We start from the raw sequence: 19,014 nt of genomic DNA on the forward strand, positions 1-19,014 counted from the left end.
TTAATGATTAGACATTAAAGTAACTGATTTTGTTTGAAAGTTGTTTTGCCAAATTGGCCAGCTGCCCAGCCGACTGGCTGATTGAGTGAATCGAGTTGGTGGTTTTTTCTGTAATGCTTGTAATGTTCGACACATTTCGGTTCACCTCGGCAGTAACTGAGGCTTGCTCTTCCGCCGTGGCTGAAATGCGGTCGTTCATTTCTCGAATCTTAGACACCGACTGATTGATGTTTAATAACGATTCTTCTTCGTGTTTCACTTGCTCTACGGCATTGGTTGAGCGTTGATGACTTGATGTCATCGCGGCAACGGCAGAAGAGGTGCCGGATTGCAGCAGAGTGATCATTTTTTCAATCTGTTGAGTGGCATCCTGAGTATTCTGCGCGAGATGACGAACTTCGTCGGCTACCACGGCAAAGCCTCGGCCTTGTTCGCCCGCTCGTGCGGCTTCAATCGCCGCGTTTAAGGCCAGCAGGTTGGTTTGTTCTGCAATGCCTAAAATCACATTCAGAATGTTGCTGATTTCATTGGTGTTCACTTGCAATTCATTGATCGTCTGGGCTGATCCGGCGATTTCTTCTGCCAATTCTTGAATGCTGTTAATGGTTCTGGTGACAATTTCTGCCCCTTCATTGGCCGCGGTTTCGGCATCATGAGCCGCATTACTGGCATCCGTTGTGGATTCCGAGACATGGACCGCCGTGGCCTGAATCTCGCTGATGGCCTGAGAAATCAATTGCGTTTCTTCTTGTTGACGATCCACCATGTCGGAAGATTCATCTGTGATACGGTTCAGGTCGTTGGCGGCATTGGTTAGCATGTCACTGGACTTGGCCACATCGTGAAGAATGCTACTGAGTTGAACAACCAGTTTGTCCATAGCGGTTTCTAACATGCCGATTTCGTCTGTACGTTTGCTGTTAACCGGTTCTTGCGATAAATCCCCGGAGGCAATGCCTTCTGCGCGACGAACCGCTTTAATAAGAGGACGACAGATGCCATTGATGATTAATAAGCTGATGGTGACGCCAATCATGATGAGTAATGCGGCTAAACCACCACTTGCATAGATGGTTTGGTCCAATTTACTGTTTTGATTGTCGGCCACTTGATTGCTGTATTCATTGATGGAGCTGATGATAATTTCCATTTGAGCATTCACGCTTTCAAGGCTGGCGTCAGCAATTCGGCGAGCTTTATTGGCCTGCAGTGTTTTCAGTTTAATCCACCAACCGTAGGTTTCGGTACTGGCTTTTAAGAAGGTCGCTTGTTGTTCTTCCAATAAATCAATGTGCCCTAATAGAGTCGTTAGTCCGTCATTTTCTGGCATCTCATTTAGAATGCCTTTTACGCTGTCAATGCTGGTCAGTAGTTCGTCAGTATAGGCTTTGAATTTTTCTTCCGATTCAGCGATCAGCTCAGTACCATAACCCCCCATGGATTTGGCGATCGATACTTGGAAATAGCCTCGTTCAAATTCAACGGATTGTTGTAATAGTAGTTGGCGGCTCTTTTCCAGATGCTTCACCAGTTGCAAACTTTGCGAGGAAAGGCTTTGCAATTCAGAAGAGACGGATTTACTGGATAGTGCCGAGCTAATACTCAAGCCAATGATGACAATGGAGAATAGAGCAATTAGGGAAAGGATTTTGGTGCGTACGGACAAATTTAGCATGGTTGCTCCTGAGTTGTCTTTGTCGTGAGGTGAGCAATCCCTATGCCAGTTAACGTTACATCTAGATACAAATGCTGTTTATTTTTCACTGTGCTTTTCTCCTTTTGGGAGTCGTAGAGGAGGGGAAACCTTTTGGTTAAGGCCTTTGTTTTATAATTTGTTATTATTATTGCGTGTAGAAGTGAGATAGGCAAGATGGCAAGAGTGTGTAAATAAAAAGAATATAACAAGATCTGAGTTATGCAAGGTGGTTAGAAAATAAGATGGTTAAAAAATAGGGCATAAAATGGATCTGGTGATTTTTTATGCCCAATTTTAGTGCGTTTGTTATGCCTGGTTGGTCTTCAGATCATTTTTCTGGTGCAGAATTGATGACGACGTGATTCCCTTCTACTTTGAAGAAGAAACAATCTCGGCGGTTGGTGTGACAAGCAGGACCTTTTTGGTCTACCTGCAATAAGATGCAATCACCATCGCAATCAAAAGACATGGAAATCAATGTTTGACGATGACCTGAACTTTCACCTTTGCGCCAATAAGTTTGGCGAGAGCGTGACCAGTAGCAGACTTGTCCTGTTTCTAAGGTTTCGCGAATCGATTTCTCGTTCATGTAAGCCAACATCAAGACTTCACCCGTATCGTGTTGCTGAGCTATGGCCGCAATTAATCCAGCATCGTCTGTTTTTAAATTGGCTAGTATTGTGTCCAATGGCAATTGCTCGCCTTTGGCTAAATGTTCATAGGCTTTTAAACTCATTTTGTTACCTTATATTCAGAAATGGCACCTTTTCCAATACCTTCAAAACCATGCGCTTCAATGAGGCTACCAACATGTTCGTGGGCTAATACATAAGCGACGTGAGCGGATAAAGATTCCACCGTGGTATCGCAATCCAACATATAGACTTGTTGACTATCAATGGTGAGTTCAAACAAGCCTTGTTGGCTGGTATAGCTGAAATAATGGTGTGGTCGACCATTAATGTCGACGATTTTTTGCAAATCTTCCTGGGTGCCCAAATAAATGTCTTGCCAGCGTTTTGCCCAATCGTCTTCTAACGCTGCATCGGCTTGGCCATCTCGATAAATCTCAATGGTGGATCGATGGCCGTGAGCGATACGCTGACAATTACCGGCATGCTTCTTTAAACCATGGCTATATTGGTACTGAGCACCTGCTATCGGTTCTGGTGTGAAACGAATACTGACCGCTTCCAATTCAGCCGGTAACAGATCGAGAATTTGTTGTTCTACCCAAATTGCTGCTAGAGAAGGCGTAATTTGCTGGCACGGTAAGGAGCAAATGGCTTGTGATGGTGCATCACACTGGAAATATCGCCCGTCTTCATGTGCGAACTGAAAAGACACGCGATCATGGTCGAGTTCAATGAGTTGAGTGCTTGGATGCTCAGCCGGAATAGCAAGCATGTGATCGATGTTGTCATCCAGCCATTTCTTAATTTGTTTTTTAACGATACTGAAATCGCAAATCATGCTTTCATCGTTTAATTTACCGGTCAGAACAATGTCTGTCTGCCAGCTTTCACCCAACAATCCACGTTCAGCATCGTAGTAGGAAAAATCCACGTGCGTTAGGTTTTTTACAAATAGCTTCAACGTGCCACTCCTTAAATCTGATGGCGCGTATCTTACCCTAATTAAAAAGCAGGATATAGCAGAGGAATCACAAGCCATACTATGTCGAGCGAGTCGAATATCTTGCAATGAAGGTAAGTATTTGAAAAACCTTAAGAAGGCGGTTGATATTTCAAATTGGCCGCGTATAATCTCGCCCCAAGGTCAACAGACCTCCTTTATGGTGTCTCTGCTGGTCCCCTCGCAACAATAAATCGTGAATCTGGTCAGGTCCGGAAGGAAGCAGCCACAGCGATGGACTTGTGTGCCGAGGTGCGGCTGGTAGAGATGCCACCTAATCTTTTCTATCCATTCTTAATCTCAGTAAAGCTTAATCAAGTTGTATTCTTTCTTCACTATTAGACTAAGCTTTCGTTGATCGTCAATGCATATCATTACTTATTGATTTTAGGCACCAACCATGACTTTGAGCTTTTTTAAGAGACATCGCTTGAACATGATTGCAGCCACCCACATAACTGGAAGGGTTAGAGCATTCCATACCACATTGAGGGCAAATGTGATTTAGTGCTTCATTCACGATAGATCTGACTTCAAATACTTGAACACCTAATTCCAATCCAGTTAGCGCAAAGACATGATGAAGTAAATAAATGATACTTTTACCTTGCATGTTTTCAGGTAAATGAATGTCTCCATAGCCTATGGATGACACGCTAGTAAGACTGTCTTCCCAAATTAGTTCGCTCTCGTTTTCAATTATTACGGTGACAGTCGTTCGAATATTCTTTTTCTTTTTCTTCTTCTTTTCTTCCTCCAATGTAGAGAGCTCGACGGTAAAGTGGATTTCTCTGTTATCCCTTTCTTTTGTGTTTCTTATGATTTTTAACTCTCCATGATCTTCATGCATAAAAAAATACATCATTTGCTGATGTTCTTGACCTTCGAAATCAATATGGTTGTTTTGATCCATCTTAGATAGTCTCCGTAAAATAAGAAAATGACGGCATCATGCTGTGGTGTATTTTGGTCCCAATACAGATATTTTTTCGCGGTCATGACGATGCATTTATAGGGGAGAATTCTGGTTGGTATGCCTACGTACTCAATTTGGAAAATGGCTTGTTGGTGGTTTTTAAATCCTTTTTTTGGTTAGGTAGTGATCTATTTTGTTGGTTTTGTCGTTTAATTTACGTCATGTCGAAATCAACCTTATAAGGCGATCATTATGTTAAATGCACGTTTACCCGCCTTGGCCTTGGTATTGTTAGGCAGCGTGTCGTTCAGTTATGCGGATGTTGAGGTCGTATTTGTTGAAAGTGCTCCCAAAGATAGGTTTGTTTTAAGTAATACTGGGCAATGTAAGTTACAAAATTTGGTGTTGAACTTGGATCTATCGAACAGTGCGGGACGGCTTATTTTTGATACGACTGAAGCGGGTGCCGGAGTGGAGGTTTTTCAACCTTTTGAGGTTAGTCGAGGCGATTTAACGTTATTGTCTTCCTCTAATGTAAAAGATGGCGATTCCGTATTATCGGTCAGTATTGGACGAATCGATGCTTATGGCTCTGTGAGTTTTACCATTGATGTTGACGATACATTGCCTCAAAGTGAGTTAGGCAACATTCGTGTCATCGGTGCGGAAATGCGTAATGCTTCGGTCGAGATAAGTAGCAAAGGCAAGCCGTCAGCTAAAGCGACGTTTGGTAGTGACAATAAAGCCGTGATATCGCTATCGTCTTGTTAGAAAAATGACATTATTGCGAGGGGGTAGGTGGCCTAAGCCTAAGTTTGCCTAGTCGGTGGTATCGAGTGAATAAACAATTCGGAGAATGTCTTAGTACTTTTTATCGAAAGGATCATTGCTTGTCTTTGCTGTGTTTTCTGCTTTATCGCTGTCGTTTGCATATTATTCACACAATCCTATGATTGAAATGCCTCTATAAGCCCAAATTATGAACTGCTGTTTAACTTAAAATTGGCTCTCCCATGCTTATGATAAAGCTCTTTGTGGCTGTAATTTCTGCGCTCGTGCTAACCGTTTATCTTGTTAATCTAAATATTAAGGCTAAGGTCCCTCCTATTAAAGAGGTTGCGTCAGCACCCTATAAAGACGCTAAGTTTCATAATACTGCGCCACGCCATCCGGTATCTTTTACTGATATGGCAGCTTTATGGATTCGCTTTTTTACCGAGAAAAAAGTGGATACTACGCCAGACATTCAGATTCCAGTTCATGCGGTGAGTCGAACCGATTTAGAGGCTCTGAGCGATGATACCCTGCATATTATTAAACTTGGTCACTCTTCTATCTTGCTAAAAAATCACGGTGAATATTGGCTGATTGACCCTGTGTTTTCAGATCGTGCATCGCCGTTTCAATTTGTCGGGCCAAAACGGTTTCATCAGCCACCGATTCGCCTAGAAGATTTACCTACCATTGATAAAGTGTTGATTTCTCACAATCATTACGACCATTTGGACAAGGCCAGCGTTAAAGTTTTATTAGATAAAAGTAAGCAGTTTTTGGTGCCTAAAGGCGTTGATGGCGATTTGATTGCTTGGGGTGTCGAAGCAAATAAAATCGTCACATTTGATTGGTGGCAAGAGTTGAGCACCGAACAAGGTTTAGTGGCTTTTACACCGACGCAACATTTTTCGGGTCGTGGTATGGGCGATGGAAATAGAACCTTGTGGGGGGCTTGGGTGATTACAACGCCCGAATACCGTCTCTTCTTTAGTGGTGATTCGGGGTATTTTCCAGGCTTTAAAGAAACCGGTGAAAAGTATGGACCGTTTGATTTAACCATGGTCGAAACGGGCGCCTATGATAAAGACTGGTCGGATATTCACATGACACCAGAAGAAAGTGTTCAGGCTCATATCGATTTACAAGGTAAAGTGATGATGCCAATTCATAATGGTACTTTTGATTTGGCTTTTCACACTTGGTATGACCCTTTTGATCGAGTCGTCACGGAATCAAAACGCCGAGCCGTGACGTTAAGTACACCTGAGTTTGGTCGTATTTTTTCGATAAACGATGTACCGGCATTGTCCACTTGGTGGAAGCCATCGCCTTGATTGTTTAGGTGATCTTAATGAGGAATACCCATGAGTCTGCAGTGGCAGACTCATGGGGGATGACGCTGGGGTTATATTTTAAATTGAGATAGTCGCTTTTTAAGGCTTTCGGCTTCTTCAGCCATGCTGAAGTTGACGGTAGCGACCTTACCTGTGTCTCGGCTGGTGGTTTGAGAGATCTCACTAATGTTTTTAACACTGTCGAGAATTTGAGTTGCTACGGTGGATTGTTCCTCGGTTGCGGCGGCAATTTGCTGGTTTAAATCGGCGATGTTATTGACGGCACTGACCACTTCTTCAAAATGTTCCGCTGTTTTTTTGCCGATAATGGTGCAGTGCTCTGTGACTTCGATGCCTTTATTCATACTGTCCATGGCTTCTTTTGCGCCTGCCTGAAGATTTTCCACCAGTTTCTGAATGTCGATTGTTGAGGTTTGGGTTTTTTGCGCTAATGAACGTACTTCATCGGCAACAACCGCGAACCCTCGACCGGATTCCCCAGCGCGTGCGGCCTCTATGGCGGCATTCAATGCCAGTAAGTTAGTCTGTTCTGCAATGCCTTGGATTGTGTCTAAGACCACGCCGATGTTGTCTGTTTCTTTGGCTAAGTTATCAATGCTGTGGGACGTAGCTTGTACGTCTCGTGATAGTTGAGAGGTTATTCTTTGGTTTTCTTCTGCGGTAGATTTGCCTTTTTCAACGAGTTCTAGCACTTGAGTGGCCACGTCCGATGCGGAAATGGTATTTCTGGCGACTTCTTCGGTTGCGTCACTCATTTCGCTTACCGCTTCAGCGACAAGGCTGGTTTCGGTTTCTTGCTTGTCGACTGAGGAGAGCGTGTTCTGCACTATGATTGACGCTTTGGCTGAATTGTCTTCTAAGCGTGTTGAGGATTCTGCAATACCAGTGATGGTGGTTTGGAGTTTGCTAATGAAGTGATCCAGTTTACTTGCTACTTCGCCCACTTCATCTTTGCGTTTGACGTTTATTCTAAGGGTTAAGTCCCCATCCCCATTAACCAAATCGTCTAAGCGAGTTAACAGGTTTCTCAATGGTCCAAGGATAGAGCGACCAATTAGGATCGGAATGATGATCCCTACCAGTATGGCAACCGCTAGGACGGTCGTAATGATATTGACAGCATATTGTTCGTCGTCGAAAGCAATGTTGGCCGAATCTAATGCAAACTGCTGAGACTCATTCAAAATAGAAATAATGTGTTCGTCCAGCTTCTCATTTGCATGCTCGATCTCAGTGATAGAATCAAGAGCACTTTTGATTCCGTTGTTCTTAATCGTGTCTAAAAAATTCAGAAGAATGTTTTCCAATTCAAAAAATTCAGCTTCAACATTGATAAATTCTTCTAAAATGAGGTCGTATTTTTGCTTTGCTTCAGCGCTTTCGAGATTGGCTTGTAATGTTTTTATGGTTTCTTCAACGGTGACGATTTCGCCATGTAGCTTTTTAATATTGGTTTCTAAATCGGTAATTAATGTCGTTGATTCTGCTGAGACGCCTTTGTCTTTAATGTCATCTAATAATGCGTGAGAAATGACTTTTTCGACCGCAATGGCTTGTTGTAGCTGATGTTCAGTAATGAGAGTTAAGGCTTTTGTTAAAGGGAGGTGATCATGTGCGATTTCTTCAATTTCGTGACCAATTTTCGTGAATTGATTAATCGAAAAGCCACCAACAAGCATAATTAACAGCAATTGAATGGTGCTCATTATGAAGAATTTATGAGAGATTTTTAGCTTGGATATCATGCAATCTTCCTCTTAATTTAGAGCTACTTGATCATGAGTGTCATAGTTATATTGTCGAGGTCATGCTTTATGTAAGCGCTCATCATAATGCTATGAAGGTCAGAAACGACAATGGCGTGTGCGTCGAGATAACCGTTAAACCTTGTACACACATATCCTGTTTTTATTATGCGTAGTGGCTGGTTTTATTCTATTGGTGTTTGTTTTCGTTTTGTAAGTTTTGGTGTTCGGTTTTTGGCTTCTTGTTATGGGCCCTAATTGATGAGTGGTGGAAAGGTCATCGAATAGGTGATTTTCGATAGTTGCTTGTCGGTGTCTTTCTTAATTTTTGGGCTGAAATCTGCATTTTTCACAAAAATACACTTGGTCAGTTTGGATTTGGTAACTATACTGTATGTTTATACAGTATGGTTTGGGTGTCGTGTATGCGTTTGACTTATCTTGGAGCGTCTGGCTCTGCTTCCTATATCGCTGAAAACAGCATTTTGATTCCCTTCTATGGTGAGGCGGTATCAGCGGGTTTTCCTTCTCCTGCTCAGGACTTTGTTGAGAAAACATTGGATTTGAATGAGTTGTGTATTCCCCATCCGGCAGCAACATTTTTTGTTCGTGCGCAAGGGGATTCTATGATCGAAGCGGGTATTCGCAGTGGCGATGTATTAGTGGTGGATCGCTCATTAACGGCATGTCATTGTGACACCATTATTGCTTGCTTACACGGAGAAATGACGGTCAAGGTATTGGAGTTAAAGCCAGATGTAGTGCTAAGACCGAAAAACAAAGCCTATAAAGCGATCCCCATTACTGAGGAGTCAGAATTCGAAGTGTTTGGTGTCGTTACCAGTGTGATTCGTAAGCTAGAGCGCGGGGCATGAAAAGTGTGTTTGCTCTGGTGGACTGCAATAATTTTTATGCCAGTTGTGAGAAATTGTTTCGTCCAGATCTGAAAGACAGGCCTGTGGTGGTTTTATCGAATAATGATGGTTGCATTGTTGCTCGTTCGAAGGAGGCCAAAGCATTGGGCATAAAAATGGGGGTGCCCATGTTTCAGGTGCAAGCGGATATTGAGCAGCATGGGGTGGTATGTTTTTCATCTAATTATGCTCTGTATGCGGATATGTCGAGTCGAGTGATGACCTTGTTGGAGCAAGAGGCACCACAAGTCGAAGAGTACTCTATTGATGAAGCGTTTTTGGACTTGAGTGGTGTCGCAGCGGCAGAAGGTCTGTTGTCGTTTGGTCGGCGTGTGAAGGCGAAAGTAGACAAATGGACAGGGATTAGCGTTGGTATCGGCATTGCTCCCAGTAAAACATTGGCTAAGTTGGCGAATTACGCGGCAAAAAAATACCCGGCGACAGGAGCTGTGGTGGATTTGATGGCCCCTGATCGACAGCGGCGTTTACTTGCTTTAGTCGATGTCGGTGAGGTCTGGGGTGTCGGACGACGTTTGAGTGAGCGTTTGCGTGCACAGGGGATTTATACCGCCTTAGATCTGGCGCAAGTTGATCCTAAGCTGGTTCGTCGTGAGTTTTCTGTGGTATTAGAGCGTACGGTGCGAGAACTTAATGGCGTGTCTTGTCTGTCTCTGGAATCTGTTCGGCCCGTAAAGCAGCAAATTATCTGCAGTCGTTCTTTTGGTTACAAAATCACCGAGCAACGAGAATTACGAGAAGCCGTGTCTAAATACACGTGCCGTGCGGCCGAAAAATTACGTGCTGAGAGGCGTTGTTGTCGGGTGGTGAGTGTGTCTATTCGCACCAGCCCACACATTCCGCATGAGCCTTTTTATGCCAAAACCTTATCCGTTGAATTGCCTAATCCCACTGACGATACGCGGGATTTACTAGACGTCGCCAATGTTATTTTTAATCGTATTTGGCGGTCTGGGTTTCGTTACATGAAGGCTGGTGTGATGTTGTCTGATTTTTATGAACACGGCGCCTTTCCAACCGACCTTTTTGACTCTGCTACTCATAACGCTAAATCAAAGCAATTGATGATAGTGGTTGACCATATTAACCAGAGTGGCTTGGGGAATCTGTTTTTTGCAGCTCAGGGGGTGACTCCACAATGGTCCATGAAACGCGAGCATTTATCTCCTTGCTATACCACGCAATGGAAAGATTTGCCTTTAGTGCGATGATTAAGGCCAATAGGATAGGTTATCGTCTTTTACTTTTTCTGCTTCAATGCGTTTGAAAATTTCTTCTCTGTGTACGGTGATGTCTTTTGGAGCGCTGACGCCAACGCGAACATGTTTTCCCTTAATGCCTAATATGGTGACTTGAATGTTCGAGTCAATGTTGATGGTTTGATTGATTCGTCGGGTTAAAATCAGCATGGGGTCCTCAATATGGATGCAATGAATGATGAGAAGTTTATAAAAACAACCTATTTAAAGTCAATAAAAATAAACTTTTTAATTTGTTGAAAGTCCAAACCTGAAAAAAGCGAGCCAGGCTCGCTTTTTTCATTGGTGTTTCCAATAGCCTAGAGTTTCAATCTGGCTTCTCTGACAACGCCAATCACCCGACATTTATCGGTGACTTCTATTGGTCGGTAGTTCGGGTTTAGGGGTTTGAGATACGTTTGACCAGCATCAATGATGAGTTTCTTAAAGGTCACTTCTTTTGTGGCATCAATCTTTGCGACCACTAAGTCACCGTTTTGGGCTTGCATGCAAGGGTCTACTAAGATGATGTGGGATTCGCTAATGCTGTGGCCTACTGGAGAGACCATACTATCACCAATGACTTTTAGCCAAAAAGCTTGATGGCTTATGGCGGCAGGCGCGTATTCCCACTCTAATTGGTCTTTTAGGCTGGCTTTGTCAGCAAAGTCTCGCCAGGTCTCAGCTTGTTCGTGACTGATAATAGGGACTTGCTTGCTGATAAAGCATGGGTTGAAGGATGTATCCTGCTGTGGGTGTGATGAGGTATGTGGCTGGGCTGATACGCCACCAAATAACCAATTGGCATCACATTGTAATGCTTTAGTAAGCGGGATGATGTATTTACCACCAGGCGATGAAATGCCGTTAAGCCACTGGCTGACCGATCCTTTGGTCGCACCTGTCATCTTTGTTAGGTCGACAGCCCTTAGGTGATGTTCTGTCATTTTTTGTCGAATACGATCTGAAATATCCATGTTAAGAATGCTAAACTAACTTGAGTTTATTTTTATTCACTTGTATTGTTTAAAGTAATAAACTTTTAACTTTATGGTTTGGTGAACATGCACAAGGAAAAAGTCGTTCGTTATTTTGGTACTCAGCAACAGCTGGCTAATATGTTGAGTATCTCTAAAAGTTCGGTTTCTCAATGGGGTCGCGTTATCCCTGAAAAACAAGCATTGCGAATTGAGAAGCTCACTAACGGCGTATTGAAATACGATCCTAAGCTATACATTCGCTAACTTGTATATTCGTTCTGTGAAGTTTATGGAGCGTTTTGTGTTTTCAGGAGAGGAAACTGTGAACGACCAAAAGAAAAAAGCGCATAAAAATGCTAGAGCGAGTCATTTCTCACTGGCTAGAGCGTTGTCAGTATTAAGTTACCAATGTTCAAACACACTTGCTTGTTTTTATCGTTATGGTTTGGAAGATACTCATGCTTGTCAGCATCTAATAGAGACACAGAAGACGATTGATGAAGCATTAAAGGATACTTTGATATTAGCGCCGATTAAGCCTTATGAAACGGCTTTAATTGGCGCGGCGCATCATGTGGCTTTTTCGACTGCTGCAGATTTTTCGAACTTCAGTTTAGCATCATTTGATGCAGATGCCGAACGTCATGATTGTCAGAAAAAAAGAGAGGAAGTCGCAAAATAAAAGCCAACCTGTTTTAACAGCTTGGCTTTTGATTGGGATCATCAGCGTTTCGAACAACGCTGATTGGAAGAGCGTATTCAGTTAGGCGACATTGGCATTCGTATTTTGTAATACTTTTTGGTTTACCGTTGCCATCAAGGCCTGCACAGAGGCCGATACGATGTCGCTGTCAATGGCAACCCCATTAAAACGATCGCCGTCAATGTTCGCTTGTACATAAGCGATGGCTTGTGAGTCGCTGCCAACGGTTAACGCATGCTCTTGGTATTGAATGATGTCCACACGCATACCGAAGTGCTTGCCCAAGGCTTCGCTGAAAGCAGACAGAGCGCCATTGCCCGTTCCTGTGATCTTCACAGCACCCGATTCGCTATTAAGATCTGCATGTACCGTATCCACATCGTCTTTAGTGTGATCGTATTTACCAAGCTGGTATGGCTTGTTGCCCGTCATAAAGCGAGATTCAAACAAATCTTTCATGGATTCGGCATTTACCACACCACCATCTTGTTCAGCAAATTGTTGTACGATTGGGCTGAATTCAACTTGCAACCAACGTGGCAACGCCAAGCCATATTCTTGCTCAAGAGTGTAAGCTACACCGCCTTTACCTGATTGGCTGTTAACACGAATGACTTCTTGGTAGCTGCGACCCACATCACGAGGATCGATTGGCAAGTAAGCCACATCCCAAGGTTTGTCGTCAGTCTGATTCGCCAAGCATTTCTTGATGGCGTCTTGGTGAGAGCCAGAGAAAGCGGTAAACACCAATTCACCTGCGTAAGGATGGCGCGGATGAACTTGTAATAGGGTGCAAGCTTGAACCACACTTATGATGCGGTCCATGTCGCCTAACGCTAACTCTGGATCAATGCCTTGGCTGTACATGTTCATGGCCATAGTGACCACATCCATGTTGCCGGTTCGTTCACCATTGCCTAGTAAGGTTCCTTCAATACGGTCAGCGCCAGCCATTAGACCAAGTTCTGCCGCCGCAACCCCACAACCACGGTCGTTGTGAGTGTGAAGGCTGATGATCATGCTGTCACGCTGTTTTACTTGGCGACAGAAGTATTCGATTTGATCAGCAAAACGGTTTGGTGTTGCCACTTCTACCGTTGCAGGCAAGTTAATGATGATTTTGTTGTCTGGGGTTGGTTGCCACACGTCGGCAACGGCATCCACCACTTCGACGGCGAAGTCCGTTTCTGTGCCTGTGAAGCTTTCAGGTGAATATTGGAATACCCATTCTGTTTCGGGGTGTTTCGCGGCATGTTCTTTAACGCATTGAGCGCCTTTTACGGCAATTTCTTTAATGCCGTCCTTACCTAAACGAAAGACTTGCTCACGCTGGGTTTTAGACGTTGAGTTGTAAACATGAACAATGGCTTTTTTTGCGCCTTTAAGAGACTCATATGTACGCTCAATCAACTCAGGGCGTGCTTGTGTTAGTACTTGAATGTAGACATCGTCAGGTACTTGGTTTTCTTCAATTAACCAACGTACAAAATCAAAATCCAATTGAGAAGCGGCTGGGAAGCCAACTTCGATTTCTTTAAAACCGACGTCTACTAGTAAGGCGAAGAATTGTTTCTTTTGTTCCACAGTCATAGGTTCAACCAGAGCTTGGTTGCCATCGCGCAGGTCAACGCTAGACCAAATCGGTGCTTTAGTGATTTCTTGGTCTGGCCAAGTGCGGTTTTCAATGGCGACCGGCTGGAATGGTCTGTACTTAGTGTGATCAAAAGAGGTCATGATCTTTCCCTTCTTATGTTAAGGAGCGGATAAGCTCCGATGGTAAACAGTTTGCGTCGTAAGGAAGCATGGTGGCTTCCTCAGTGATTTCGTTATGGTTATATAATAGCGAATTTTCTAGGGTAAAAGATTGCGTTTTTTATGGAATTTTCAATCTAAATAGCATTATATTGCGTACATAAAGAATAAATTGGCAATATGAGGCTTATGTTTTGGGTTTTGATAAGATTGATTTGAATATTTTGCGTGAGTTACAGCAAGATTCTAGCTTGACCAATCAAGAGTTGGCGGATCGCGTTGGATTATCGGCTTCGCCTTGCTTACGTCGTGTGAAAGCGTTAGAAGAGACCGGTGTGATTGATCGCAGTGTGACTTTATTAGATCAAAAGAAACTGGGGTTAAAACTTACCGCCTTTATCCAGATCAGTATGGACAGGCACACACCGGAACGGTTTGAAGTCTTTGAGTCCTTGGTGGAATCCTACCCAGAAGTGAAATCCTGTAATTTGGTAACGGGTCAATCTGCAGACTACTTATTAGAAGTCGTGGTGGAAGACATGGATAAATATCAGGAATTTCTACTGGGGAAATTAACACGCATAGCGGGCGTCACAGGTGTGCATTCCAGCTTTTTATTGAGGCGTATTATTAACCGAACTGCGTTGCCGTTAGATCATTTAGCCTAAGCCGGTGAATCCGCAATCAGTGAATCAAGTAGAAAAGAATGAAAGAAACAACGGATTAATATTGATTTTTTCATATTTGACCAAATGTAAGGGCGTTATACTTTGTGTCATAAATCATCCCTAGAGAGAGCAGTAATGACAGATTTGACCATTAAGCGTCGAGTAATGATTCCGGTACGCGCCGGTGACGTGACCGCTGAGTTTATTTCCTTTAATGGGGATGACTCTGGTAAAGAACACATAGGGATATATTTTGAAGGCAAGCCAGCTTACACGGAACAAACGGACTATGTGCCATTGGTTCGTCTGCATTCAGAGTGTTTAACCGGAGACGTATTTGGCTCCGGCCGTTGCGATTGTGGTGAGCAGCTTGATGAAGCGATTGATCGTATTAACGAAGAGGGTGGTTACATTCTGTATTTACGACAAGAAGGACGCGGTATTGGTTTGTATGCCAAGTTAGAAGCCTATGCTTTACAAGATCAAGGCTATGACACTTATCAGGCCAACGAAATGTTGCATTTACCAGACGATGGTCGTGATTTTGGGGTTGCGGCTGATATGTTGCTTGCGCTGGGCGTGAGTAAGGTGAGATTACTCACCAACAATCCAGACAAGGCTCAACAACTAAAAGAGCACGGCATTGATGTGGTTGAATTGGTGCCAACCAAGGTACATGTAAACCAGCACAACCGTCAGTATCTAGAAACCAAGGCGAAGCGCAAACAGCATACCTTGAAGTTTGATTAATAAGCTCTTGGCGAAAATGTTAAATTTTGTTTCAGAAGCCCCGAAAGGGGCTTTTTTGTGCCTTGATGAATTGGACTCTGTGCATTTTTTGAGTAGTCTTGACCAATATTTGACAGAAAAGCCAGATAGATCAAAAAATTGCTTTTATAACGTTGTGCAGTAATAGAACCATTAAAAGGGTGCGGTTATGAAAAAAACGTCTCTTATTTTGCTTGCTTTAGGGTCATCAATCACCATGGCCGATAATGCATTAATCGGAATTTATTGTCAGGAAAACACTAATGGTGTCAAGGTGTATGTGAATGACGAATTAAAGTTTGAGTGTTCGGATTTTGCTCGTGAAGCTGTGGTGTTGGAGGAAGGTTCTTATCAAGTAAAAGCTGTGCAAAGCATTAGCAAAGAGCAAGAGAAAGTTTTTTCTCAGCAAGTGGATGCGACTTCCAACCGTCCCCAGCGAGTTCGTATCACCATGCCGCAACAGGCCAGTTTAACGGCTTATGGTTTGGCGATGAAGAAGCAACGAGATGCAGAAGCGGCCCGCAAATTGGCGCTTGAAAATGAGCGTCTAGCCAAGCAAGCGCTGGAAGATGATTGGGCTAAAGCGGGGCAAGGGGATTTGGCTGCCATGCAGCGCATGATTGGTCGCTATGAAAGCGGTGATGGTGTGGAGAAAAGCCAAGAACAGGCTGAGTATTGGCAGCGCCAGTATACCGTACAAAAAGCGCAAAAAGATCGCTTAGCCAAAATTGAAAGCTTGGAGAAAGCGTTGGATGAGAATCCTTATTTTTATTTTCTGAACTCATTTCCACGGGCGATTCAAAATTCAGATGCATCAGAAAGTTCGACGCTGATGACGGGGCTGCCATTATTTACTTTCAGTGACATTATCTCTTCTCCAACTGTGTACTCGGACCGTAAAGACATTCAAGAAAGGCTGGATGCGATCGAAGGGCATGCGGTGCGATGGGCAAAACCGGATTCTATGGTCGCAAAAGCCTCTCAGTAGAATAATATGATGCGCTGTATACCAATAAGTGCGCTGATTAGCCTGCTTATATTATTGCAAGGATGCACGATAACGCCTAAGGCAAATAAGCCAGAAAATCATTGTGATGAGGCAATGGTTTTGCTGCTATCTGATAAAGCACCAGCCTTAATGATGACTGCACAGCAAGACGCCTTGTTGTGCAGGCAGTTGTCTCAGTTGACCAATGTGCATAAGATACCGACTGAATCTGAATCGTTTTCTGTTGATTTACTTTCATCCGAATTGCAAGCCGATGAACGTTTTCAGCATGCTCGCGAACTCATTAAAGACCGGCATCAGTCACAAGAAGCCGTTTATGCGTTGATTCTACGCGAATATCTAATAGAGAAAGACTTTGCCTGCCGTCATCCGATTTATGCCTCATATTTCGCTCGTCGTTATCAAGCGCACGTCAGTTATGACGACTGCCATGAGCCTGTTCCTTTTTATCTATTTGACTCCAATCAAGGCGGTCAATTGGTGTCAATCGATCCACAGCAGGTGCGAGAGGTTCATCTGGTGTTTGCGTCAGAAGGTGAGGGTATCGCGTCTTCTTTTGGCCATGTGTCGGTACGACTGCTGGTGTGTCCAGACATGTCATCTAGCTTAGAGGCCTGTCAGCGAAATCTGTTTAACCATGTGTTCTTAGGGTATGTGGCTCGGATTGATGGCTTTTCCATGAATTTGTTGAAGGGCTTTTTCGGTGGTTATGATGCGCATTTATTTGGTTCGACTTTCCGTGAAGTATTTCGTGCTAATACCTTATTGGCTGATCGCGATTTGTATTCTTTACCATTAAATTTATCCGCTCAGCAGGTTGAACAAGTCGTAAGGGACTTATCGGAAATCCATTGGAGCTATCGAGGTAATTATCGGTTTATTACTGCCAATTGCGCCACATTGCTGCAGGATTTATTGAATAAGGCTTTGCAGCTGGAAGGCCAATCTGATGCAGAGCTGAACTACCTTCGCCCAGATTCACTGTTCAACACATTGAAAAGTAGTCCATTTACACGTGGTGAGGTGTTGGCTTCCTTGGAAAAGGCTGAATCGCAAGGTTACTTTTTTCCTCGCAATCGCATGTATTACCAACAAGCATTAATTGCCTTGGCGGATGTGATCGATTCGTATCCTTATGAAAACCTAGAACAATATGATCAAACTCGCGCAGCTCAGCGAATGTATGACGTATTGGTGTCTGATTCTGTGTATGCGACCTTAGCCAACAATGATTATTTGTTGGAGGCGCAGTTATTGCTTGAAGAGCGACAGTTGGTGTTTTTGCGATTTGAACTGTTCCGTAAAGTGATCGACATTGTGATTGAGTTACAGTTAATAGACGTTATGCAGGCGCAACTTCAGGCTTTACCGAACAGTTTGGACAAGCAACTTTTACAGCATTGCTATGTGCAACCGTTATTGCAAATACAAATGTTGGTGCCACGTTTTGATGGCATTCCTGATATTGGGGCGTTAGCAGATTTTCAGTCTAATACAGATTGGCAATGTGGCTCGCAACAAGCGCAGCAGAAAATATTCAATATGATGGCGTCAGCGGTACCAGACGATCATCAGCAGATGAAAGAGCTAAAAGTACTAGAGCAAGAGCTGGTGCAAACGCTCGATAATATTGAGACTTTGGAGGCCTTGTTCTAATGAAGAAACCCATATTAACCGGTGGCTTGATCTGTTTGTTGCTGCTGAGCCCAGTGACCATGACGGCGATGGCTGAAACCTCGCAACAAGATACGCTGAAAATGCTTGATCAGTTGGATCAATTGGATCGTCTGGATCAAATGGAGTTCGATGATGCCATTGAGGCAGGTTATCGCTGTGCGGACGATGAAGACTTTGTTTGTGCAGATAAAGAGATCAAGAAAGCGCGTCCTTTGATGTTTAATCAGGATTCAAAGCAACGTCTTAACGAGTTAATTGCTTATCGTAAGGATCAAGAGAAATATTACAAAGAAAAACAACGCCTTGCTGCTCAGCGTAAATTAGAAGCTCGTTGTGCTAGCCGTTGTCCCATTGCTCGACAATATTCTCAATGTGTTGCTGGGCGTTTGGATTCTTGGGACTGTCGTGACGAGGCGCCAAGCTATAACTCAGGCGGCTCATCATCGGGCGGTACTATGGCGGCATTGAGCTCGGCTTTGACTCAGTTGAATAGCCAGCTACAGGCGGATTTAGCCCGTCAGAAAGCGGATTTTAATCGTCAAATGCAGGCAATTGAAGCGCAGCGCCAAGCAAAAGAGCGTCAAAAGCGTGAGCAGCAGGCTCAACAACGTCGTGTGCAACAGCAGCAACAAAAAGCTATGGCAAATTTACAGCAACAACAAGAACAAGCAAGACGTCAGGCGGAGCAAAGACGTCAGGCAGAAGCGTTACGTCGTAAGCAAGATGAAGAACGTCGTCTAGCGGAAGAAAAGCGTCGTCAGGAAAAGGAGGCGCGTGTATTGGCGCAGCAAAGAGCCAAAGAGGAAGAGGCTAGAAATAAGCAGATTTACCTAAGCAAACTGACGTCAGGCGCACGTATGGGGGCAAGAAGCTGTTATGGAGAAAAACATGTTTTTGCTACATTACCCGTTATCAAGCCAGAGCTTGTGTCGTGTGTGAATGTAAATTTCACCGTGCAATGTTCGTCCACCGGGCCTGTGGTACACCGTGGTGTGCTGAGAAATCATGTCAATATGAATGCGGGAAGCTGCTTTGGTGATACCACACAAGTACCGAGTTCGGTCGCTTGTCCGGCCAAACAGTTTGTGGTTCGTGCCACGTCTGTTGAGGGGTGTTAAGGAAGAGGACTTGTTCGCATCTTCCTTAATACAAAAAAGCGCCACTTT

General features: G+C 43.8%; 19 protein-coding genes and 1 other RNA gene. 12 read left to right on the plus strand and 8 right to left on the minus strand.

What is annotated here, in order from left to right:
• Nucleotides 1-7: 7 nt before the first annotated feature.
• The 3 genes from ACHUFM_RS08660 to ACHUFM_RS08670 form a co-directional block, all read right to left on the minus strand.
• Entirely contained in the window at nucleotides 8-1,675 is a 1,668-nt protein-coding gene (locus tag ACHUFM_RS08660) for a methyl-accepting chemotaxis protein (protein ID WP_394181447.1), read from the minus strand.
• Between the two features lie 349 nt (nucleotides 1,676-2,024).
• Complete coding sequence (gene hisI, locus ACHUFM_RS08665; protein ID WP_394181449.1) at nucleotides 2,025-2,432, minus strand: phosphoribosyl-AMP cyclohydrolase; 408 nt, start codon at nucleotides 2,430-2,432, stop codon at nucleotides 2,025-2,027.
• On the minus strand, nucleotides 2,429-3,292 hold the full coding sequence (locus tag ACHUFM_RS08670; RefSeq protein WP_394181451.1) for a hypothetical protein: 864 nt from the start codon (nucleotides 3,290-3,292) through the stop codon (nucleotides 2,429-2,431). Before ACHUFM_RS08670 ends, hisI begins: the two co-directional genes overlap by 4 nt.
• 209 nt (nucleotides 3,293-3,501) lie before the next feature.
• Here ACHUFM_RS08670 and ffs point away from each other — a divergent pair.
• Nucleotides 3,502-3,598, plus strand: an RNA gene (ffs, locus tag ACHUFM_RS08675) — signal recognition particle sRNA small type.
• Between the two features lie 94 nt (nucleotides 3,599-3,692).
• Here ffs and ACHUFM_RS08680 read toward each other — a convergent pair.
• Entirely contained in the window at nucleotides 3,693-4,244 is a 552-nt protein-coding gene (locus ACHUFM_RS08680; protein ID WP_394181453.1) for a hypothetical protein, read from the minus strand.
• A gap of 255 nt (nucleotides 4,245-4,499) precedes the next feature.
• On the opposite strand from ACHUFM_RS08680, the gene ACHUFM_RS08685 reads away from it, so the two are divergent.
• The gene (locus ACHUFM_RS08685; protein ID WP_394181455.1) at nucleotides 4,500-5,018 is read left to right on the plus strand and encodes a hypothetical protein; all 519 of its coding nucleotides are present in this window, start codon (nucleotides 4,500-4,502) and stop codon (nucleotides 5,016-5,018) included.
• A 263-nt stretch (nucleotides 5,019-5,281) separates the two neighbouring features.
• Complete coding sequence (locus tag ACHUFM_RS08690) at nucleotides 5,282-6,355, plus strand: MBL fold metallo-hydrolase (RefSeq protein ID WP_394181457.1); 1,074 nt, start codon at nucleotides 5,282-5,284, stop codon at nucleotides 6,353-6,355.
• Between the two features lie 71 nt (nucleotides 6,356-6,426).
• Here the strand turns inward: ACHUFM_RS08690 and ACHUFM_RS08695 are convergent, their stop codons facing one another.
• Nucleotides 6,427-8,121: a methyl-accepting chemotaxis protein gene (locus ACHUFM_RS08695; RefSeq protein WP_394181459.1), complete on the minus strand. Its 1,695-nt coding sequence runs from the start codon at nucleotides 8,119-8,121 to the stop codon at nucleotides 6,427-6,429.
• Nucleotides 8,122-8,546: 425 nt separating this feature from the next.
• Here ACHUFM_RS08695 and umuD point away from each other — a divergent pair, with 425 nt between their 5' ends.
• Together umuD and umuC are read left to right on the plus strand one after the other, a co-directional pair.
• Nucleotides 8,547-8,996: a translesion error-prone DNA polymerase V autoproteolytic subunit gene (gene umuD / locus ACHUFM_RS08700; RefSeq protein WP_394181461.1), complete on the plus strand. Its 450-nt coding sequence runs from the start codon at nucleotides 8,547-8,549 to the stop codon at nucleotides 8,994-8,996.
• A complete protein-coding gene (gene umuC / locus ACHUFM_RS08705; protein WP_394181463.1) occupies nucleotides 8,993-10,264 on the plus strand; it encodes a translesion error-prone DNA polymerase V subunit UmuC in 1,272 nt (423 codons plus the stop codon). The genes umuD and umuC overlap by 4 nt, the downstream gene beginning before the upstream one ends.
• On the opposite strand, the gene csrA is transcribed toward umuC, so the two are convergent.
• Together csrA and ACHUFM_RS08715 are read right to left on the minus strand one after the other, a co-directional pair.
• Nucleotides 10,265-10,462, minus strand: coding sequence for a carbon storage regulator CsrA (gene csrA, locus ACHUFM_RS08710; RefSeq protein ID WP_394181465.1), 198 nt, complete (start codon nucleotides 10,460-10,462; stop codon nucleotides 10,265-10,267).
• Nucleotides 10,463-10,611: 149 nt separating this feature from the next.
• Complete coding sequence (locus tag ACHUFM_RS08715; RefSeq protein ID WP_394181467.1) at nucleotides 10,612-11,268, minus strand: S24 family peptidase; 657 nt, start codon at nucleotides 11,266-11,268, stop codon at nucleotides 10,612-10,614.
• 87 nt (nucleotides 11,269-11,355) lie between these two features.
• Between ACHUFM_RS08715 and ACHUFM_RS08720 the strand changes: the two genes are divergently transcribed.
• Nucleotides 11,356-11,535, plus strand: a complete 180-nt coding sequence (locus ACHUFM_RS08720; RefSeq protein ID WP_394181469.1) for a Cro/CI family transcriptional regulator — start codon at nucleotides 11,356-11,358, stop codon at nucleotides 11,533-11,535.
• 58 nt (nucleotides 11,536-11,593) lie between these two features.
• Nucleotides 11,594-11,953, plus strand: coding sequence for a hypothetical protein (locus tag ACHUFM_RS08725; RefSeq protein WP_394181471.1), 360 nt, complete (start codon nucleotides 11,594-11,596; stop codon nucleotides 11,951-11,953).
• 81 nt (nucleotides 11,954-12,034) lie between these two features.
• Here the strand turns inward: ACHUFM_RS08725 and leuA are convergent, their stop codons facing one another.
• The gene (leuA, locus tag ACHUFM_RS08730; protein ID WP_394181473.1) at nucleotides 12,035-13,708 is read right to left on the minus strand and encodes a 2-isopropylmalate synthase; all 1,674 of its coding nucleotides are present in this window, start codon (nucleotides 13,706-13,708) and stop codon (nucleotides 12,035-12,037) included.
• Nucleotides 13,709-13,920: 212 nt separating this feature from the next.
• Between leuA and ACHUFM_RS08735 the strand changes: the two genes are divergently transcribed.
• From ACHUFM_RS08735 to ACHUFM_RS08755, 5 genes are all read left to right on the plus strand, one after another.
• Nucleotides 13,921-14,394: an Lrp/AsnC family transcriptional regulator gene (locus ACHUFM_RS08735; RefSeq protein WP_113875551.1), complete on the plus strand. Its 474-nt coding sequence runs from the start codon at nucleotides 13,921-13,923 to the stop codon at nucleotides 14,392-14,394.
• Nucleotides 14,395-14,529: 135 nt separating this feature from the next.
• Nucleotides 14,530-15,144 carry a GTP cyclohydrolase II gene (ribA, locus tag ACHUFM_RS08740; RefSeq protein ID WP_394181475.1) on the plus strand — a complete coding sequence of 205 codons (615 nt, stop codon included), beginning with the start codon at nucleotides 14,530-14,532 and terminating at the stop codon, nucleotides 15,142-15,144.
• A gap of 187 nt (nucleotides 15,145-15,331) precedes the next feature.
• A complete protein-coding gene (locus tag ACHUFM_RS08745; protein ID WP_394181477.1) occupies nucleotides 15,332-16,150 on the plus strand; it encodes a hypothetical protein in 819 nt (272 codons plus the stop codon).
• Between the two features lie 120 nt (nucleotides 16,151-16,270).
• Nucleotides 16,271-17,827 (plus strand): lipoprotein N-acyltransferase Lnb domain-containing protein, encoded by a 1,557-nt coding sequence (locus ACHUFM_RS08750; RefSeq protein ID WP_394181478.1) that lies wholly within the window; start codon nucleotides 16,271-16,273, stop codon nucleotides 17,825-17,827.
• Entirely contained in the window at nucleotides 17,827-18,966 is a 1,140-nt protein-coding gene (locus ACHUFM_RS08755) for a hypothetical protein (protein WP_394181480.1), read from the plus strand. The genes ACHUFM_RS08750 and ACHUFM_RS08755 overlap by 1 nt, the downstream gene beginning before the upstream one ends.
• The last annotated feature ends 48 nt before the right edge of the window (nucleotides 18,967-19,014 follow it).

Source organism: Marinomonas posidonica (genome assembly GCF_043643765.1).
Taxonomy (GTDB): domain Bacteria; phylum Pseudomonadota; class Gammaproteobacteria; order Pseudomonadales; family Marinomonadaceae; genus Marinomonas; species Marinomonas posidonica_A.